Genomic DNA, 20503 nt, shown 5'->3' on the forward strand with positions numbered 1-20503 from the left:
CGCTTCATGCGCCCGGCGGAACACGCCCTGCCGGGCGTGCAATGGGTCACCGGCCGGGAAGGCCGATGACCCCGAGCGTTCTACTCGCCGACATTGTCCTTGTTCAGGATGGCGATGCCGGTGTCGATATACTTCGGCGTGTCGAGGCCGATGGCCTTCTGCCACATGGTCATGACAGCCCAGTACCCCTGCATTTCAGGCTTGGTGGACGACGACGAGTCGGCAACGCCGTCACGGATCAGTTGGAGCATTTCCGGCAGGTTGTCGAGGCCGACGAGGGTGACCTGGCCGACCTTGCCGGCTTCCTGGATGGCCTGGCCGATGCCGATCGGGCCTGCGGCGTCGGATGCGACCCAGCCCTTGAGGTTCGGATTGGCCTGCATGATCGCTGCGGCCTGCTTCTGCGCGGTCTCGATGTCGTCATTGTCGATGCCTGTCGCGACGACCTTGATCTCGGGATGCTGGTCGAAGATCTTCTGGTGGCACTCGGCGCGGATGGCATGGTTCGGCGCGCTCGGCACGCCCATCATGATCGCGACTTCACCTTTTCCGCCGAGCAACTCGACGAGGCGACGCGACGCGATGTTGGCCTGCTCGCAGAAATCGTTGCCGATGCTGGTCAGATCCATACCTTCAGGCGGAACGGAATCGAAAATGGTGACCGGAATTTCCTGGCCGACGGCTTCCTCGAGCGAGGCACGGTTGCCGCTGGCATCGAGAAGGTCGATAGCGATGCCGTCGGGACGGGTGGCGATCGAGCTTTCAAGGATCTGGTTCTGCTGGACGACGTCGGCCTGCTGCGGCGCGCTGTAGTCGATCTGCACCTCGGAGCCGGTCTGCGCCTTGATCACGGCCGCTGCCTGCTTGGCGCCGTCATTGACCTTGTCGAACCAGGGATGGACGACCTTCGGAATGATGACGAAGCGGTAGCTGTCCTTCTTGGTCGTGCCGGGCGCGTCCTGCGCCAGTGCCACGCCGGGAACGGCGAGTGCCGCTGCAGCAAGCAGCGCAAGGGTAAGTCTCTTCATGATTTCCTCCACAAAAGGGCTGTGGTTTCCAAACCGGAAAAACCATCCGTGACCGTGTCTTGCTTTGCCGACGGCCGCGGACCTCCTCCCGATCCACATCCACGCAGACACTGTATCAGATGTAAATTGAGAAATACAAGTATGTGTAATTTTTTTTTTACATCTATATCGCAGCGCGAGGTGAGCGGCGGGAAATCTGCGCGCATGCAAAAAAGCCGCCCGGCAATGATGCGCAGGCGGCTCTGATTATGTTTGGAAAATCTTGGGTTTAAGAGTTTTCAGGATTCGTAGATCAGCGCGCGCGCCACCACATCGTCAGTTACCAGCCGGTTGACGTATTTTCCGCGCAGCACGGCGCGGATGATTGGCAGCTTGTTGCGGCCCCCAGAAGCGAGGATGGAAACAGGCTTTTCCTTCAGTTTGCTCAAGGGGAGCGCCATGATCGACTCGTTGATCGGATGTGGAAGGATATTGCCCTCGGGATCGAGGAAGCAGCCGAGGATCTCGCCGACTGCGCCGATTTCGAGAAGCGAGGGCAGGTTCTCCTTGATGATGCCGAGCGGCATGACGCGCGAGCGGTGGGAAAGATCGCCGCAGGCGACGAGCGCGATCTCCGCTTCTTCCGCCTTGGCCATGACCGCGGCGATCTCGTCATGGGCGAGCAGCACCTCGCGGATCTCGCGAGTCCGACAATAGATAGGGGCGGTCAGATAGTGACATTCGACATCGAGCGACTGGGCAAGCGCCGTCGACAGCTCGAACGTATTGGTACCGGAGCCGCGCGTGACCGCGCCCATCATGCCCACGACCCACGATGTCTTGAGACGGCGTTCCGAAATGCGGCGCACCGCATAGCTCAGCGTCTGGCCGCCGCTGACGCCAATGCCGTGACGGCGCGAAACATGGCTGTCGAGCATGATGCCGGCCGCCTCGCCGATGGTGCGCTGCGAGCCGAGCATGTCCTGAACCGCCGGAACGACCATCACCTCCTCGAGCCCGAAGAGTGACTTCAATTGCTCCTCAAGCTTGATACAGTCGATCATCGGCATACGCAGGTCGACCACGACGGCCCCCTCGGAGCGCACGGCACCGATGGTCTTGTTTACGCGCAGTCTTGTGATTTCGAGCTGATCGGCGATTTCCTGCTGCGTCATGCCTGCAACGAAATAGAACCAGGCTATGCGCGCCTTGAGGTGGTCGCTTTCCGCTTCCAGTGTAAATCCGTTGTTCACGCCGCCTCCCTGCTCCCGAACATCTGACGGGTTTGCTCCTATTCGAGGTTGGTATGATTGCCGCGCATGGCTTCGGCCGTCACGCCAAGCCGCTCCTTGAGCTTAAGGATCATGCCTTCGTACAGGATGTACTGCGCCCCTTCGTAGAGGGAACCCATCGGCAGAACTGAGGACGCGCTCGCGCCGACATCGTTTGCCATAGTCTGGGCCGGGATGTGCACGACATGGTCGGCCGCTTTCGGGCATGGCCCATCTGGCTGCGCGGTAAAGCAGAGCGTCTTCGCGCCATCCCGTTTTGCCACCCCCATCAGGCCGGATATCGTTGAAAAATCGCCCGGTCCGGCCGACACGATCAGGAGATCGCCTTCGCCGAGATGCGGCACCGTCATGTCGCCGACGACGGCGACATCGAGGCCGAGATGAAAGAGGCGCATGGCGAGCCCCTTGATCTGTAGACCCTCCCGGCCGACACCATAAAGGGCGATGCGGCGCGCGGACGCGATGACCTCGATGGCCGCGTCGATTTGCGGGTGATCGAGGCGTTCGAAAACGGCGGCCAGTTCATGGAGGGCGGTGTGATACAATGAGGTCACGGCAGACTCCGGTTCGATTCATGTCCGGTGTCCAATAACCCGATTACCAGCGACTCTCCAAGAGGCGAAGGGGATCCAATGTAAATTGAATTATACATATGCCAAAAAATCGCGGATAGACGTTTTAACTCGACGGCAACAGCCTCATCTTTCAAATTGCATCAAGGGCGCTGGCTAAGACGGTTCTGCCTCCGCATTAGCTTAAGGGAACCGCTTCACTGTGCCATCAACCCGCTATTGAAATATTCTGGCCGATCGACATCTGCAATTGCGCCGGTGGCCCAGGTATGTATCTTCCCACGACCGTCGAGATATAAACGCGACGGCAAGCAAAGGGTGCCCCGTGGCTGACCATTACGAGCCAGCCCCATGAGAGATGATCTTTCCGCGGGGTCAGGGCCCGGCGACTGCTGTCCATAACGCGCAGGAATGGCCAGGCAAGTTGATTTGGTTCTATCGTGGAAATTAACGGGTTGGTGGTTCGAATTGGTTCAAGGCGAGGGAGCGGTAGCCTTCACTGGTTCCGGCGCACGGTGTTCTACTCGGAGGTCAAGGCAGACAGCCTTTCCTCTCTGATGTGGGAAACATCGTCGGCAGGGAGGACCACTGTTAAGTTGATCGGTGGGCTTGCATGGGCGACGGTCAAGCAGCTTTTTAAAAGCTCCAAGGCTTGAAATGATATCAATATACATTATATTTAATTGTATAATGTAAATATTGGAGATCACCATCATGGCCCTCACAAAGATAAACGACAAATTCTCGGTCATGCCGCAACCCGACATGGCAGACTTCCGGTCGTTTGTAGAACAGGGGTTTACGACTCTGATCAACGCCCGTCCAGATTGGGAGGAGCCAGCGCAACCGGGAACGAACGCCGAGAAAGAGGCTGCAAACCGGGCAGGGATGACTTACGCCTACGTGCCAGTCACGGTCGCGACAATCACCGAAGCCGACGTCCGCGCATTCCGCGGGGCCATGGATGAGGCGGACGGCCCGGTCGTCGCTCACTGCAAGTCCGGTACCCGCGCATTACTGCTCTACGTTATCGGCGAGGTCCTAGACGGGGGCATGAGGCAAGATGACGTGATGGCATTTGGCCAAGAGCACGGGATGGACATGGCGGCTGCCGTCGACTGGCTGAACAAACGCTTTGCCCGCCGTCCGATTGTCAAGGGCTTCTTCGACGAACGGACCTGGAGCATCCAGTACGTGGTATCGGATCCGGATACGGGCAAGTGTGCCATTATCGATCCGGTCCGCGATTTCGATGAAAAGGCTGGTGCGACAGCGACGATCAATGCCGACGGGATCCTCGAATATATCCGGGAGAACAAACTCACGGTCGAATGGATTCTCGATACCCATCCCCACGCCGATCACTTCTCGGCCGCCCAATACTTGAAGGAGAAGACTGGCGCACTCACTGCTATCGGCGAGCGAGTCATCGACGTTCAAAAGCTCTGGAAGGACATCTACCACTGGCCAGAACTCGAGACAGACGGTTCGCAGTGGGACAAACTGTTCGTACATGGCGAGACCTTCAAGGTCGGCTCGATCGACGCGAAGGTGATGTTTTCGCCCGGCCACACGCTCGCTTCCATCACCTACGTGATCGGTGATACCGCCTTCGTCCACGACACGCTCTTCATGCCGGACAGCGGCACGGCACGGGCTGATTTTCCTGGCGGCGACGCACACACGCTATGGAAGTCGATCCAGGACATTCTGGCACTTCCGGAAGAGACGCGGATTTTCACCGGACACGACTATCAGCCCGATGGACGGCTCCCGCGCTGGGAGAGCACGGTCGCGGAACAGAAGAAGAGCAACTCTCACATCGTCGGCATGTCGGAAGAGGGGTTCGTGAAGATCCGCACGGCGCGGGACGAAACGCTTACCATGCCAAAACTAATCCTGCATGCCCTGCAGGTGAACGTTCGTGCGGGGCGGCTTCCGGAGCCTGAGGCCAACGGCAGACGGTATCTCAAATTCCCACTGGACGCTCTGGAGGGGGGCGCATGGTGATGGCCTTAGATCAAGACGCAAGCAAACCATCTTCAATGACGCCGCAGGATATGGCAGCGCGCGCAGCCGAAGTGTCCGGTCTCCTGAAGACATTGGCCCATCCCGCCCGGCTGATGCTCGTCTGCACTCTCGTGGAGGGTGAGCACTCCGTCAGCGAACTGGAGGCGAAGCTCGATCTTCACCAGCCGCATCTTTCGCAGCAACTGACGGTGCTGCGCGAGGCGAATATCGTCATCACCCGCCGAGAAGGCAAACAGATCTTCTACAGCTTGACGGAAGAAAAGGCGGCACAGCTCGTGGCCGCTCTCTATACAATCTTCTGCAAGGAGGAAGGACAATGACACACTACCTTCCTTCGCTCATCGGAGGCATGTTGATCGGCTTGTCGGCCGTCATGCTGCTTCTCGTTAACGGTCGTATCGCCGGGATCAGCGGAATCGTTGCGCGTCTTGCCCAAGGAGCAGGGATCGCAACGAACCTTGCCTTCGTCGTCGGTCTGCTCCTCGGTCCGGTTGTCTACCTATACAGCTTCGGGCAGTGGCCGACCGTCGAGATTTCTGCTGGCTGGCCGCTGATCATCGGCGCGGGCCTGCTGGTCGGTTTCGGATCACGGATGGGGTCTGGATGTACGAGCGGACATGGCGTGCTCGGGCTCGCCCGGCTTTCACCCCGGTCGATGGTGGCCGTCGCAACATTTCTGACCGCAGGCGTCGTTGCTGTGGCAGTTCTGAGAGGAGTCGGACAATGACCCGTTGGATCTGTCGGACGGCCGCTGCCCTAACATCCGGTGCAGTGTTCGGCTTCGGGCTTTCGCTCTCCGGCATGCTGAACCCGGCGCGTGTGCAGGGCTTCCTTGACGTCTTCGGGGCCTGGGATCCGAGCCTTGCCTTTGTTCTCGGCGGCGCGGTTCTTGTGGCGTTCGTCGGGTTCCGCATCATGTACCGCATGCGGCGCCCGGTTCTCGATGAGAGCTTCCATGTTCCGTCGAAAAATGCGATCGACGCCCCGTTGGTCATTGGCTCCGCGCTGTTCGGCGTTGGTTGGGGCCTCGGTGGCTTCTGCCCCGGCCCGGCGGTTGCATCATTGTCGGTAGGCTTCGTTGAATCCTTCGTCTTTGTGGTAGCCATGATCGTCGGTATGACGCTGCACGACCGTGTCTGGAGGAGCGGATCGTGACCTATTCGATCGTCTCAGCAGTTGGCTCCGGCGTCGTCGTCGGTTTCATGCTTGGTCTTCTCGGTGGCGCGGCTCAATCCTCGCAACGCCGCTGCTGCTTTATGTCGTCGGTGTCGGCGAGCCACATGTCGCTATAGGGACGGGTGCACTTGCCGTCTCCGTCAATGCCTTTGCCAACTTCGGGATCCATGCTGCGAAGGGTCACGTCTGGTGGCGCTGCGCCATCGTCTTCTCTTTCTGTTCGGTATCGTCATGGTAGTGGTCGGCGGGTTAATGCTGCGTCCAAAAAAAGTCGTCCCGACCGCGCCACGCCCTGTTGATGCCAAAATATGTCTGACGACCGCAGCTGTTGCGTTGGCCTCGGGTGCTGCATCCGGCTTCTTCGGGATTGGTGGCGGATTCCTGATCGTCCCAGGGCTCATCCTCGCAACAGGCATGCCGATGATCAATGCAGTCGGATCATCGCTTCTATCTGTTGGCGCATTCGGCTTGGCGACGGCCATCAACTATGCGGCGTCAGGGCTCGTCGACTGGATGCTTGCGGTTGAATTTGTGGGCGGTGGGATTGTCGGTGGCGTGTTTGGCATGGTCCTCTCGACGCGTCTCAGCATCTATAAAGGACTGCTCAATCGTATGTTTGCGGGGCTCATCTTCATGGTTGCCGGATACGTGCTGTACCGAAGCCTCGGTGGGGTAATGGCATAAAATTGGTCAACGTTCGGTCATTCCGTGGGCGCTTGTATATCATGCTGCTACCGCTGGATCGCCCACCGGAGATGATAGGGCGTGCTGCCAAAGATTATCGGAATGCGTCCGCCCTCGATGAGTTCATCCGCCGGCGTGCCGGCGTTTTCTGTGACGCGCGACGTGGCGATGATTGCCTTCATCCTTATGCCAGTTATCGGGTCACCAGGAAGACAACAACACCAGCGCTCATCGCCAGTCCGGAGGCGATCGCTATCGGCAACCAATAAAAGAGCGTTCGCGATGCGATTGCGACGATCAGCCGCCCGACGGCATTGGCGGCGATAGCCGCAAGCACTGCCTGGCCGATGGCAATCAACGGCAGCGGCAGGCCGTCCTGGCCTGCGCGCAAGGCGCTGAGGACCGCAACGTCAACATCGAATGTCCCGGAGATGACCGAAAGGGCGACAAGTCCGCTGTCGCCAATACGGGACACGAGCGCGGCGCTCAGGGTCGTGGTCAGCGCGAAAAGACTGGCAAAAACGACAATGGGGCCGAGTTCGAACGGGTTTCGCGCGGTAACTGTCTCTTCTTGTCGCGCGGCGTGCAACGTCATCAACGAGCCGCCGGTAAGGGCCAGGACCGTTGCCGCTGTAAGAGCAGCAGGGGCGATCAAGGGAAAGACCGCTGGCGCGATAACAAGAACGATCGCAATGACCCGAAGGACTGATACAACGGCCGCTAGGATCGCGGCCCCAGCCAACGGCAAAGGAGCCTCGCCGCTTCTGGCCTTCTGTCCGAAACTGGCTGTGACGGCGGTTGAGGAAACCAACGCTCCTGCCAGGCTACTGACGAGCAGGCCCTTCGTCGAGCCAAGCAGCCGGACTGCGATATAGCCGGTGTAGGAGATCGTTGCGCTCAGCACGGTGAAGAGCCAAACTTCCCAGGGATTCAATCCGCCCCATGGATCGATTGTGCGATTAGGAATGAGGGGAAGGATGATCGCGGTCATCACAGCGAGAACGAGGGCCGAGCGCAACTCGATCCATGATAGGCGCTGCAGGAGGCCATGGAGCGCTTCCCTGCTTGCCAGCAGTGCTGCAAGGGCGGCGCCCGCCGCGGCGGCAGCCTGATAATCTCCAGCAACTGCGATTCCGCCAAGCGCGAAAACGCAGAGCGCTGCGCAAACTCCGGTGACACTGAAATCGTCATCACGACGCGCTTCGCGCAGCTTGAACCAGCTGAAACTCAGTGAGAAACCCAGGAACCCAAAACCGAAGATCACTCCGCCGTTCTGTTCCTGCAGCAAAGTGCCGAACGCGCCGCCGAGCAATCCCGCAATTCCATACGTCCGGATACCGGCGGTGCGACTGCCTGCAGGGGCATCGCGATCCCGCCAACCACGTTCAAGCCCAACCAGAAGGCCAATAGCGAGGGCGAGGCCAAGACGTGGAATGATCGAGTCCATCTTACTTTTCCCAGTTTCCTGGAAGTGGAGCCGGAAGCCCGCTCGCCAGCGAAACAGACCTGATCTTCATGGGTGCCCACTGATTAACTTGTAGGATAGCACGGCATGGCCGGTACCCAGACCGGCTCGTGTTGATCACCATTATATAAAATCCCAACGCTTTGCGTGATTACTCCGTATTGGCCGGGAAGCGACCCAGCGCACGCAAAGATGCGCAATCCGAACCTGAGGAGCCGTCCATATTCTGCATCGCTAGTGCGCCGCAGTTGGCCGAGCCTTTCGGGTGACAATGCAACTGGCGCCAGCGATAGCTTCGGTCACGATCCTTACTGCTTCGCACGCAGCATCGGATTCGAATTCGCCAATTACCTCCACCACTGAATCCCGGACATTGACCTCCACTTTCTCCCGGCCAAGTCCCAATTCCTCTTGAAGCCGCGTCGAAACTGCCAGCCTTAATGCATCATCACCACGAGCGACGGAGTCTGGTGTTGCAGAAATGGCCTTGAGCACGTCGCGTCGGCTGACGATTCCCGAGAGTCTGCCGTTCGCGAGAATTGGAATCCGTTTGATGTTACGACGGCGCATCAATGCGACGATTTCAGCGAGCGTTGCTTGCGGCGAAGCGGTGACGACATCCGCCGTCATACAATCGTCTACCGCCAGCCCGTGTTCTTTGACGAACCTTTCGAAAAACGCCACGTCCGGCTGAAGGTGTCCGATTTCATGCCCGCCGTTGAACTCGTGCCGCTTCAATAAGTCTCCCTCGGTCAACATCCCGCATACGCCTCCAGCATCGTCGACCACCGGTAGGCCACTTACATCTCGGTCGATCATAATTTGTATCGCCCGTTTGAGGCTCGTGCCCACCGTCACATAGGCCACATTCGTTGTCATCAGGTCCCTGGCAAGCATCGTCTTCTCCTAAGGCAGCTATAACTTAGTTCGTCGCCACCTTCGCGGATTGCGGCGTTCACCGCCTTGATGCAGCGCAATTCAGTGTACTCAAATCACGGTCGATCTGCGTATTAGCCATTTATCCAGTTCATTGACGAAAAGAATCGAGGAAGCGGCGACGCAGATCCAGGCCCATTGTGTGAGTGAAATCGGCGTGAGTTGCAGTGTCTCGCGCAACCAGGGAATATACATTGCGGACAGGTGCAGTGCCTGAGACGCGACAATGCTCAAAAGCAGCAGCGGATTGCCCAAAAAGGTCAATGCAAAGATCGACCTGCGTTCTGAGCGGCTGAGGAACGTCTGGAAGTTTTCAAATATCACGAAAAGCAGGAGCAGCAGGTTTCGTGCTTGCGAAATCTCGTATCCCTGCTGTAGCAGCCACCAGAAGATGGCAAAGCCTCCAACGCCGATCGTCAGAGTCGATAGAACGATCCGGCGAACCATGAGCCGGTCAAAGATCGGTTCCCTCGGGCGGCGGGGCGGTCGCTCCAGTTCGTCTCCCTCCTCCTTTTCGCCCGCCAACGCGACATCCTGAATTCCGTTGGTCACCAGATTGAGCCAGAGCAACTGCACCGGCAGCAGGGGCATGGGCAGACCGAGCGGGATCGCCAGCAGGAAAAGCAACATTTCCGCGGCTCCCGTTGCCACGAGCATGAAGATGACCTTTCGGATATTCGAATAGGCCACACGCCCTTCACGAATACCGCTCACGATGGACGCGAAGTTGTCGTCCGATACCACGATGTCGGCACTTTCCTTGGCGACTTCAGTTCCCTTTCGCCCCATCGCGACGCCCACATGGGCATGTTTTAGGGCTGGCGCATCATTGACACCATCGCCGGTGACCGCGACGAAGTGCCCGTTGCGGGCAAGCGACAGGACGATCGCGAGCTTTTGAGCCGGTACAACGCGCGCATAGATTCGAGCATGTTTTGTCAACGCGTCCAGCCTACCGGGCCCCCCGTCTTCCGCCTTCCGGACATCATCACCCACGACCACCTGATCAGGCCGGAATTTCAGACCTGCCTGGCAGGCGATGGCGGAGGCTGTCCTTGGGTCATCTCCGGTGATCATTGCGACCTCGACGCCGGCGGCATGACAATCTCGGATAGCTTTGGGTACTTCAAGACGAATAGGATCCTGCATACCCGCAAGCCCCAGGAAGACAAGGTCGACGAGATGATGGTGACCAAATGTGCGGTCATTGGCCGCCTTGATCTCGCCCTCGGCAAAGGCGAGCACGCGCAGGCCGCGTCCTGCCATCTCCTCCTTTTGCGCGAGGAGCCCCTCACGGTCGATCGGCACGTTACGATTACCCACATCCATGCGATCGGCCATATCGATCAAGGTTTCAGCCGATCCTTTGGCGAACATGTGGACACTGTCTCCCCGCTGATGGAAGGAGGCTGCATATTTTAGATCAGGCTCATAGGGGATGCGTGCCAGAAGCGGATAGGCATCCTGCATGACCCTATGCTCAAGACCCGCTTTGCGGGCAGCTGCCAGAAGCGCTACGTCGACTGTATCTCCGATACCCTGCCAACCGGCTTCCTGTTTGGTGAGCGCGCCCTCGTTCGGCAATGAGGCAGCCTTGAGCAGGCGTGCGGCCTTTTGACGGGCGTCCGCCACACTCATGTTTGGGCCGCGGATCTCGCAACTATCGAGATCCGTGCCAGCGTCAAGTTCGAGGCAAGTGCCGTCGGGAAGCCGGATATCGGTAATTGTCAGCTCGTTGAGGGTCAGAGTGCCTGTTTTGTCGGTAGCGATCATCGTGCACGAGCCAAGGGATTCGACCGCCGTCATGTGGCGGACGATCACATTTTGCCTGGCCATACGGCGCATGCTGATAGCCAGCGCGATTGATATGGCGATCGGCAAACCTTCGGGAACCGCGCTGACCGCAAGTCCGATCGACATCATCAACAGCTCGTTCCAAGGCAACCCTCTTATCAATCCGACCGTGATAAGCACGGCACTGGCAATGCCGACCAGCCAGGCGATCCTGTTAGAAAAATGCGCCAGCCGGATCATCAGCGGTGGCTTGGAAATGGACGCTTTGCCGACTTCAGAAGCGATTTTGCCGATTTGGGTTGAGGGGCCGGTGGCGGTCACCAGACCCTTGCCGCGGCCCCGGGTGACCAACGATCCCGCAAATGCAAGGTCCGAGTTCCGATGTTCCCCAGCCACATCGGCAAGGCCAATGTGCTTGTGGACCGGCGCTGATTCCCCTGTCAGCAGCGATTCATCGCACAGCAGGCCGTTCGCCTCGATAAGAGTGATATCAGCAGGAATTTTGCCGCCGGCCTCAATGCGGATGAGATCACCGGGAACGAGCAAGCGAGCTTCGATCTCTCGTGCTTCTCCGTCACGAATGACGTTCGCATAGGGCTGCTCAAGATTGCGTAGCGCAGCGGCTGCGCGGCTGGCCGAATGCTCCTGAATGCCACCAATCAACCCATTCAGCAGAAGGACGATGGCGATAAAAATGGCATCTTCGGGTTCACTGACGGCGAGCGATACTGCAGCTGCGACAAGGAGGATGTAAATCAGTGGACTGCGGAATTGCCTGATAAAGATCAGCAACAGGGACGCCGCTCTGGGCTCGGGGATGGTGTTCGGACCGAACTGCACCAGGCGCTCGGCAGCCTCAACACTGGTCAGTCCTCCAGGCCCTTGTCCGAAGGCCTGCAGGTCACGAGGCAATTGAGCGGTGGCGGTCATACGACACTCCAGATCAGACGGTTGATCGTCGCGACAAAGAGCCGACGATGATCCCGGAGTGTAGTGTTCATGATGCTCCTGGACATTGATATCGGTCAACGTCAGCATCTGATCTTGAACAGGGCGCGACGGCGAATCCACACCCGCGACGCGTTCAGGACAGCCAGGTTTCTTCTTCGAGCAGGTTGCCCGCCGATCCCAAGGCCACCTCCACATGGGCACCCGTTGGAATTCTATCTGGCTGGCACTGATCCGTCGCCTTGGATGAGCCTTACGACTGCGATTGCCTTGCTCGCCCGCTAGAACCGGCGCTGTCCCAGCCGGATCCGCCTGCACTTCTGTCCCAGCAAGGTTTCGATCCGGACATGCGCATCACCGGTCCCATTTCCAATCACGGATTTCCGGCATGTCCTCGCCATATTCGCGCACATAACGGGTATGTTCCACGAGTTTGCTCTCAAGAGCGGCGATGGCCGCATCGGCATTCTCCTTCAGGCCAGGCACGCGCTTGATCGCCTCTATTGCCAGGTGAAAGCGGTCGAGCTCGTTCAAAACAGTCATATCGAATGGTGTCGTCGTGGTGCCTTCCTCAATGAAGCCGCGAACGTGGATGTTCTCGTGGTTGGTGCGTTTGTAGGTCAGCCGGTGGATGAGGGCGGGGTAGCCGTGATAGGCAAAGATGATCGGCCGGTCTTTGGTGAACAGGCGGTCGAACGCGTCGTCAGAGAGGCCGTGCGGATGATGCTCTCGCGACTGAAGGGAAAGCAGGTCGACCACGTTGACGACCCGGATGCTGAGTTCAGGGATTGCCTCGCGCAGCAGCTTCACAGCCGCCAGAGTCTCCAGGGTCGGTACGTCTCCAGCGCAGGCCATCACGACGTCTGGCTCGACCGAGCCTTCCTCGTTGCTGGCCCAGTCCCATATGCCGATACCGGCCTCGCAGTGCTTTACCGCCTCATCGATTGTCAGCCATTGAGGTTCCGGCTGCTTGCCCGCGACGATGACATTGATGCGGTCCCAGGTTCTGAGGCAATGATCGCCGACCCAAAGGAGAGTATTGGCATCCGGGGGCAGATAGATCCGCACCGTGTCGGCTCTCTTATTGGCAACAAGGTCTAGGAAGCCGGGATCCTGATGGCTGAAACCATTATGATCCTGCCGCCAGACATGCGATGTCAGCAGGTAGTTGAGCGACGATACCGGTTTGCGCCATGGAAGCTCCCGCGACACCTTCAACCATTTGGCATGCTGGTTGAACATCGAATCGATAATGTGGATGAAAGCTTCGTAGCAGGAAAACAACCCGTGGCGCCCGGTGAGCAGGTAGCCTTCCAGCCAACCCTGGCACAGATGTTCACTCAGGACTTCCATCACTCGGCCATCGCGCGAGAGTTGGACGTCGTATGGTTCGATCGCCTCCATCCAGAGACGATTGGTAACCTCGAATACACTCCCAAGACGGTTCGATTCCGTTTCGTCGGGGCCGAAAATTCGGAAATTGGCATTCTCGTCGTTGAGCTTGAGGACGTCACGCAGATAGTGTCCGAGAATTTCGGTCGTCTGAACCATGGAGCCGCCGCGGGTGGTCACAGGCACAGCGTAGTCCCGGATCGAAGGCACAACGAGTTCCTTGCGCAGCAGTCCGCCATTGGCATGGGGATTGGTGCCCATACGCCGCTCACCCATCGGCGCCAGTGCCTGCAGCTCGGGCTTGAGCCGTCCCCCGACATCGAAAAGGTCTTGCGGGTCATAGCTGCGCATCCAGTCTTCGAGAATCTTGCGGTGGTCGGCATTTCCCCGGCAATTGGCCACCGGCACCTGATGCGCCCGCCAGAAGCCTTCGACTTTCTTGCCGTCGACTTCCTTCGGGCCGGTCCAGCCCTTCGGGCTGCGCAGCACGATCATCGGCCAGCGCGGGCAACCTTCCTGCGAGGCACTTTCGCGCGCATCTTGCTGAATGATGCGAATGCGATCGAAAACGGCGTCGAGGGTGGCGGCCATCTGCCGGTGCATGTCCGCTGGTTCATGTCCTTCAACAAAAAAGGGCTCATACCCAAGGCCGCGAAACAGATTGTCGAGGTCTTCGTCGCTTGTGCGGGCCAGCAGCGTCGGATTGGCTATCTTGTAGCCGTTCAGATGCAGGATAGGTACGACGGCGCCGTCGCGGGCCGGATTGAGAAACTTGTTTGACTGCCAACTCGCGGCGAGCGGCCCCGTTTCAGCCTCGCCGTCGCCAACAACGCAGGCTACGATGAGATCCGGATTGTCGAACGCCGCGCCATAGGCGTGCACGAGTGCGTAACCGAGTTCGCCGCCCTCGTGGATGGAGCCTGGCGTTTCCGGCGCGGCATGGCTGGGGATCCCGCCCGGGAAGGAAAACTGTCGGAACAGCTTCTGCATGCCGGCGGCGTCCTGCGATATGTTCGGATAGATTTCGCTGTAGCTTCCTTCAAGATAGGTGTTTGCAACCATACCCGGCCCGCCATGACCCGGCCCGCAGATATAGATCAAGCTGAGATCACGATCTCGGATGATGCGATTGAGATGGGTGTAGATGAAGTTGAGGCCTGGCGTCGTCCCCCAGTGGCCAAGCAGACGGGGCTTGATATGCTCCGCCTGTAGTGGTTCACGCAGGAGCGGGTTGTCGAGAAGGTAGATCTGTCCGACGGACAGATAGTTGGCGGCGCGCCAGTAGCGGTCAATCAGCGTCAGTTCTTCCGAAGTTATCGCAGGATTTGAGGCCAGGGAGGTATCGGACTGCATCTGTTTGTTCCTTTGGTACATCGGGGCCGTTGCGCCGGAGGCGGACTGCATCCACGATCGGCTTATGATTGCGGTGGCAAATCCCGCAAATTGAGGACGGCGAGGCATTCTTCGGCGATCACCATTTCCTCGTCCGTTGGAATAACGTAAACAGCGATCCGGCTCGCGGCCGTGCTGATCTTGAATGCGTTCATGTCATTGGCGCGCCTATCCAGCTCGACGCCAAGCCAAACAAGCCTTTCGGTGACGAGTTCGCGAACCCGTGGTTGGTTCTCGCCAATGCCTGCCGTGAACACCAGGGCGTCGATTCCCTTGAGCGTCGATGCAAGCCGACCGATTTCACCGGCGATCCGTAGCGTAAAGAGGTCAATTGCTTCCTTTGCAACCGTTCCATCGTTGTCGAAGAGCTCACGTATATCGCCGCTCAATCCACCAGAGACGCCGAGCAGGCCGGACTGGTGGTAGAGAATTTCCTCCACCTCCCCGACGGTCTTTCCGAGCGGTCCCAGGAAATGCAGGAGCACACCGGGATCGAGCCAGCCGGGACGCGTGGCCATCGGGATACCGTCGAGCGTTGAAAAGCCCATACTGGAATCACGACTGGTCCCATTATCGATCGCGCACAGGCTGGCGCCGCTGCCAAGATGAGCCACTATGATCTTGCCATGGGCGACTTCCGGCGACTTCGAGGCCAAGGTGCTTGAAACGGATTGGTAGGAAAGACCGTGGAACCCGTATCGCTTGATACCTCGCTCGTGATAGACGCGCGGAATTGCGAACCGGCGCACGAGATCCGGCTGCGCGGCGTGAAACGTGGTATCGAATGAAGCGGTCTGGAAAAGATCCGGCCGCAGGTGTTTGACCGCTCTGACAAGTCGCAGCGCCTGTGGCTGGTGAAGTGGCGCAAGATCCGTCAGCGACGTGATCTGCTCGAGGGTCCTGGCAGTCAACTCGGCTGGACCGGAGAAGAGATCGCCGCCATGAACGACCCTGTGGCCTGCAGCCGTTACCGAACCAAGATCAAAATGACCGGACAGCGCCCTGAAGACCTCTTCCATCAGTTCCGACAAATCGTCGCTTCTGTTACTCAGTCGAGCAAGGTCGAGGTGCGTCGTAGCATCCTTCGCAGTCAGCTGCAGCGAATGGGAGCCGAAATCAACAACCGCCTTGCCGCACCGCTCCAGCCCTTTGTCACCCAACTCGAAAATGCCAATCTTGACAGTCGATGAGCCGGCATTGAACGTCAGGAGGAGTTTGCCCGTCATGCGATCGCCTTTGGTTCATGGCGTTTTGCGGCGGTCAGCACAGCGAGGGCTGCCGAGGCCATGCGAACCTTGGCCGAATCCACGCGGCTTGTCAGGATAATGGGAACGCGCGCGCCAAGGACAAGTCCTGCGGCATCCGCGCCTGCGAAATAGATGAGTTGCTTGGCCAGCATGTTTCCGGCTTCGAGATCGGGAACTAGAAGGATGTCTGCCTGGCCTGCCACTTGCGAATTGATGCATTTAGCCTGCGCTGCCTTGATGCTGATTGCGTTGTCGAAGGCAAGCGGACCATCGACAATCGCGCCGTCGATCTGGCCGCGCGCAGCCATCACCGTTAGGGCGGCGGCGTCCAGCGTTGCAGGCATCTTGCTGTTGACGGTTTCGACGGCTGCGAGCACTGCAACGAGCGGCCTTTCAACGCCGAGAAGCCGCATGAGATCGATGGCGTTCTGGCAGATGTCCCTTTTTTGATCGAGGTTCGGCCGAATATTGATTGCAGCATCGGTGATAACCAGCAGCTTGCTGTAAGCGGGCACATCCATCACGTAAACGTGGCTGATGCGCCGGTCGGTTCGAAGCCTTGAGGCGGGTGATAAGACGGCGGAAAGCAGTTCCTCACTGTGCAGGCTGCCCTTCATCAATGCCGCGACCTTACCGGTCGAGGCGAGTTCGACGGCCCGGTCCGCTGCAGCATGGCTGTGCTCCACTGGCTCAATGTCGATACCGGCAAGGGAAAGTGCCGCCGCCTCGGCAATCGCCCTGATCTTGTGCTCTGGTCCGATCAACAACGGGTCGAGAAGTCCTTGGGTTTTCAGATCAATTGCAGAGCGGAGGGTTTCCACTGAACAAGGGTGGACCATTGCCGTCCGCATCGGTGAAAGGGTGATCGCTCTGCGGACAAAGGAAGCGTAGCGACCGTGTCCCGGCATCGTGTCCATTGGCCAATCCGTTCTTGTGCAGCTCTCATCAGTCAGCGGTAGCTTCGATCGCTGCGTCGCTCCGAACCGAGCGGTTGCTCTCAACAGGTCAACGCAACATATGCGAAACCTCGCTGCCATCGAGCGGGGCGTCGTCGGAAGATGGCTGTGGTTTGAGATCTCGGCGTAGCACGACCACAGTCGGGTCGTCTTCGTCGTCGACGACCTGAAACTCCATATCGCGCTCCAGCTCGATCGCCGCGTGGTTTGCACGGCTTTCCAGGGACTCGATGCTCTTGAAATTGTGTCGCTCTGCGTAGCGGCAGATGTGCGCGAGCATTTCCCAGCTTATCCCCTGATGCTTGAAGTCATTGCGGATCGTCAGCCCGACTTCTCCGCGCTCAGCATCTTCGCCAGCCGCCAGCATTGCCACTGCCAACAGCGTTTCATTCGGAGCAAACGCCAGGAAATTCACCACCCGAGGATCATTGACGCGCGTCATTGCGACGAGCCGTTGGTGAGATACGGTCTTCATGCCGGAGAGGAATCGAAATCGGATATCCTCCGGCGTCACGTGCGCGAAAAACTCGGCAACGATCGCTTCGTCCTGCGGCGTAGCTTGGCGTACATGGAAGCGGAAACCAGTGCGTGTTGTCAGGTCGTCATCGGTATCTTCGAGCATTTCATGTCTCCTTCGGGCCGGCAGAACAGTTACTGGTTGGCGCCGTTGCGCTGGGTCAACTGCTTTGCGCTTTGGTCAAGGATAATAGCGGTCCAATCTGGCGGCACTTTGATCTAGCGCAAGACCTGGAAAATCGCGTGTGCCAAGCGACGGAAGTCGCTGCTTTTAGCTGGATAGCCGTAAGGAAGAAGTCATCGTATGAGTTGCACGACGATGTCTTCGCATACTGCCGCCAGCTGCCTGTTGAGCAAACCAGCTGCCTTTAAGTGCTCTGCATGACGCTTTTCACCAGATCATACTTTACCTGGGTGACACGCAGGCTACGATACCAATCGACCAGCTCTCCCCACGGGTCGTTGATCTTGCCCAGGCCGGATAAAAACGCGATGACCGTCCCGATTTCAGTTTTCTTCGTCACAACGAAATATCCGCCAATGGCCAAGATCCCGATGTAACCCATCTGGGTCATCAGGTTCATTACGAAGTTCATGGAGAACTTGATCTTGTAGATACCCATGTTGATTTCGAACACCGTCTGAATACGCGACCGCTGCGTGCCATCGGTGTCGTAGACACCCCCGACTTCAACGATGGAGACACTCACTTGGCGCATGATTGAGGTCTTCTCACCGACTCGCCGGTTGATTGCATTTTGCAGAATCGGCACGAAAGCAACCTGTGGAAGAAACACGAGGCCGATCACCAGTCCCATGAGCGGCTGCAGATAAATGAGATAGGATGTGACCGTCGTCAAAATTCCGATCTGTAGCAATGGTTGAGAGAAGCTGTCGCCAACGAAACCGCCGATGGATTCGGCCTCAGCAATCACTATGGATAGTTGGACGCCCTCGCTGACATCAGGAGTTTTCGTTTGCGGCTGCGCGGCCATTTCAAAGACAGTCAGCCTGAGCCAACGAATGGCCGATTCCCCGATCCAATTTCTATAGATGTTCAGGCCGAGCTTGATGAAGCCTTCGAAAAGTGAAAGCCCTGCGTATAGACACGCGAGAACCGCAATCGTCCGGAAAGGCCCTCCGTCGGTTGCCGTATTCACAATCCTCCGTTGAAGCTCCAGCGGAACTGTGCCAATTGCAAAAAGGACCACAGAAATAGCTGCGACACCCACCTGATGGGCGCCACTCACGCGCCATATGAAGCGGAACAATGAGTTGTCAAACAGTGGAGTTTGCCACTCCTGCAAAGACGGTTTCACCGACTATTTTCCATTTCAATGTTGCGTCTGTCTCGAGTTTTCGGCGGTGAATGTTCGCGTCAACCGGACATCACCGTTCCCCAACTTGGTCCATTTGGTCGCTCAATGCCCGCCGAATTCTGCGGATGATCACGCCTCGCGCCTTCTCGTCAGCCGCCGCTGCCAATTGCTCCTGAAGGTCAAGAATGAGAGCTTGAGCGTCATTGTGCCAGTCGCGATGGCCCGCTTGAATCGGATCGATGCGCGGAGGAGGCGCTGCCGGAGAGATATCCACGACGCCTTCAGCGTCAAGACGATAGGCGGCGTCCAGCCGCGGTTCGACGATCTGGTCCGACCGCAGGACACCCGACAGTCGCAGTCGCATCCCCGCGAGGGCCTCCGCTTCGCCATGAACCAGGAAGACAGCCTTGCTGACTGGCAGCCGCGCCTTGACCCAGGCTTCAAGTTCCGTGCTGTCAGCATGACCACTGTAGACGTCCAGTTTGCGAACTCTGGCGCGCACCATGATATCGTCGCCCTGAATTTTTACGATCGAGGCCCCGTCCGACAGGATACGTCCCAGTGTTCCGGCAGCCTGATAACCGACAAGCAGCACCGTTCCCTCTTCGCGCCAGAGCCAGTTCCTGAGTCGATGTCGAATACGGCCAGCCTCGCACATTCCGCTTGCTGCAATCACGATGTGAAATCCGTGAATGGAATCGATGGCTTTCGACTGTTCTGCAGTTTCGGTGAACCGGACATTCCTCGACCTCATGGCCCGCACCAAAGCATCGCCGTTCTGGAGAACCCGCGCGTATTTTTGAAAAATCTGACTGGCGCGGGCAGCCAAGGGCGAGTCGATAATGACCGGGCATGGTGCAATCTCGTGTTTCTCCATTAAGAGCATCAAATCAGCGAGAAGTTCCTGCGTCCGTTCAACCGCAAAGGAAGGGATGATAAGAGCTCCGTCGCGATGGCGCGCAGCTTCCTTGACTTCCTCACATAGCCTGCGTCGCCGCATCTCTTCGGACACCTCGGTGCGCGTGGTGTCGCCATAGGTGCTTTCGCAAACAATGTAGTCCCATCCTGTTGGCGCTTCCGGATCGAACTGCAGGAGTTTGTGGGACGGGCCGAGATCGCCGGAAAACAGGATTCTCTGGCGATTGCCACCGTCCCCAACTTCAAGTTCGACGGACGCGGACCCAAGAAGGTGGCCGGCGTTCCAGAAGCGGAACCGAATCCCCGGCATGACCTCACGCCAAGCTTGGAATGCAATGGCCTGAAACTGCGTCATACACACCGCCGCATCTGTGGCGGTGTAAATCGGGGCCACCGGGTCCCTTGCCCGTCTTTGGTTGCGCCGGTTCAAATGCTCGACTTCCATCTCTTGGATATGCGCCGAATCGGCAAGCATAATGGCACAGAGATCGAGGGTCGCCGCTGTTGCATAGATCGGCCCGTCAAACCCGTCTTTGACAAGCTTAGGCAATAAACCTGAGTGATCGATGTGCGCGTGGGTCAGGATAACGGCATCGATCTGCGCTGCGGTAAAGGGGAAGGGGCGATAGTTCAGCTCCTTTTCCGTCTTCGATCCCTGGAACATGCCGCAGTCGACTAGAACCCGGTTTCCGTCGTACTCCAGAAGGAAGCAGGAGCCTGTGACGGTCCCGGCAGCGCCGTGGAAGTGGATGATCGGCTGGGCCATAAAGTGGTCTCCTCGCTTCGGTTCAGTATGCCAGCTTAGATCCGTGCACTGGATGGACAATGATGCGCATCAAATTTCTCCGAAATAGACGT

General features: G+C 58.3%; 15 protein-coding genes and 2 pseudogenes. 5 read left to right on the forward strand and 12 right to left on the reverse strand.

Features of this window, described 5'->3' with window-relative positions; all coding sequences use genetic code 11:
- Positions 1-80: 80 nt before the first annotated feature.
- The 3 genes from ACST81_RS27565 to ACST81_RS27575 all read right to left on the reverse strand — a co-directional run bounded on the left by ACST81_RS27565 (position 81) and on the right by ACST81_RS27575 (position 2853).
- Complete coding sequence (locus ACST81_RS27565) at positions 81-1028, reverse strand: substrate-binding domain-containing protein (RefSeq protein WP_438754760.1); 948 nt, start codon at positions 1026-1028, stop codon at positions 81-83.
- Between the two features lie 278 nt (positions 1029-1306).
- On the reverse strand, positions 1307-2260 hold the full coding sequence (locus tag ACST81_RS27570) for a sugar-binding transcriptional regulator (protein ID WP_438754762.1): 954 nt from the start codon (positions 2258-2260) through the stop codon (positions 1307-1309).
- Positions 2261-2298: 38 nt separating this feature from the next.
- A complete protein-coding gene (locus ACST81_RS27575) occupies positions 2299-2853 on the reverse strand; it encodes an SIS domain-containing protein (RefSeq protein WP_438754764.1) in 555 nt (184 codons plus the stop codon).
- Between the two features lie 732 nt (positions 2854-3585).
- Here ACST81_RS27575 and blh point away from each other — a divergent pair.
- From blh to ACST81_RS27600, 5 genes and pseudogenes are all read left to right on the forward strand, one after another.
- Complete coding sequence (blh, locus tag ACST81_RS27580; RefSeq protein ID WP_438754766.1) at positions 3586-4881, forward strand: bifunctional sulfur transferase/dioxygenase Blh; 1296 nt, start codon at positions 3586-3588, stop codon at positions 4879-4881.
- On the forward strand, positions 4875-5222 hold the full coding sequence (gene bigR, locus ACST81_RS27585; protein ID WP_438754768.1) for a sulfite-sensing transcriptional repressor BigR: 348 nt from the start codon (positions 4875-4877) through the stop codon (positions 5220-5222). Before blh ends, bigR begins: the two co-directional genes overlap by 7 nt.
- Positions 5219-5629: a YeeE/YedE family protein gene (locus ACST81_RS27590; protein WP_438754770.1), complete on the forward strand. Its 411-nt coding sequence runs from the start codon at positions 5219-5221 to the stop codon at positions 5627-5629. Before bigR ends, ACST81_RS27590 begins: the two co-directional genes overlap by 4 nt.
- A complete protein-coding gene (locus ACST81_RS27595; protein ID WP_060503999.1) occupies positions 5626-6057 on the forward strand; it encodes a YeeE/YedE family protein in 432 nt (143 codons plus the stop codon). The genes ACST81_RS27590 and ACST81_RS27595 overlap by 4 nt, the downstream gene beginning before the upstream one ends.
- A pseudogene (locus tag ACST81_RS27600) lies at positions 6039-6762 on the forward strand (sulfite exporter TauE/SafE family protein). Before ACST81_RS27595 ends, ACST81_RS27600 begins: the two are co-directional and overlap by 19 nt.
- Before the next feature lie 193 nt (positions 6763-6955).
- Here ACST81_RS27600 and ACST81_RS27605 read toward each other — a convergent pair.
- The 9 genes and pseudogenes from ACST81_RS27605 to ACST81_RS27645 form a co-directional block, all read right to left on the reverse strand.
- Positions 6956-8209, reverse strand: a complete 1254-nt coding sequence (locus ACST81_RS27605; RefSeq protein WP_438754772.1) for an MgtC/SapB family protein — start codon at positions 8207-8209, stop codon at positions 6956-6958.
- 252 nt (positions 8210-8461) lie between these two features.
- Positions 8462-9124: a CBS domain-containing protein gene (locus ACST81_RS27610; RefSeq protein WP_438754773.1), complete on the reverse strand. Its 663-nt coding sequence runs from the start codon at positions 9122-9124 to the stop codon at positions 8462-8464.
- Between the two features lie 90 nt (positions 9125-9214).
- On the reverse strand, positions 9215-11887 hold the full coding sequence (locus ACST81_RS27615; RefSeq protein WP_438754775.1) for a cation-translocating P-type ATPase: 2673 nt from the start codon (positions 11885-11887) through the stop codon (positions 9215-9217).
- A 372-nt stretch (positions 11888-12259) separates the two neighbouring features.
- Positions 12260-14650, reverse strand: a complete 2391-nt coding sequence (locus tag ACST81_RS27620) for a phosphoketolase family protein (RefSeq protein ID WP_438754777.1) — start codon at positions 14648-14650, stop codon at positions 12260-12262.
- 62 nt (positions 14651-14712) lie between these two features.
- Positions 14713-15915 carry an acetate/propionate family kinase gene (locus ACST81_RS27625; RefSeq protein WP_438754779.1) on the reverse strand — a complete coding sequence of 401 codons (1203 nt, stop codon included), beginning with the start codon at positions 15913-15915 and terminating at the stop codon, positions 14713-14715.
- Positions 15912-16892: pseudogene (locus ACST81_RS27630) on the reverse strand (bifunctional enoyl-CoA hydratase/phosphate acetyltransferase); the annotation flags it as partial. The pseudogene ACST81_RS27630 and the gene ACST81_RS27625, both read right to left, overlap by 4 nt.
- 49 nt (positions 16893-16941) lie before the next feature.
- Positions 16942-17514 (reverse strand): GNAT family N-acetyltransferase, encoded by a 573-nt coding sequence (locus ACST81_RS27635; RefSeq protein ID WP_438754781.1) that lies wholly within the window; start codon positions 17512-17514, stop codon positions 16942-16944.
- Between the two features lie 262 nt (positions 17515-17776).
- Positions 17777-18727, reverse strand: a complete 951-nt coding sequence (locus ACST81_RS27640; protein WP_438754783.1) for an ABC transporter transmembrane domain-containing protein — start codon at positions 18725-18727, stop codon at positions 17777-17779.
- 70 nt (positions 18728-18797) lie between these two features.
- Positions 18798-20411, reverse strand: coding sequence for an MBL fold metallo-hydrolase (locus tag ACST81_RS27645; protein WP_438754785.1), 1614 nt, complete (start codon positions 20409-20411; stop codon positions 18798-18800).
- Positions 20412-20503 lie beyond the last annotated feature (92 nt).

Source organism: Pararhizobium sp. O133 (genome assembly GCF_051669845.1).
Lineage (GTDB): Bacteria > Pseudomonadota > Alphaproteobacteria > Rhizobiales > Rhizobiaceae > Pararhizobium.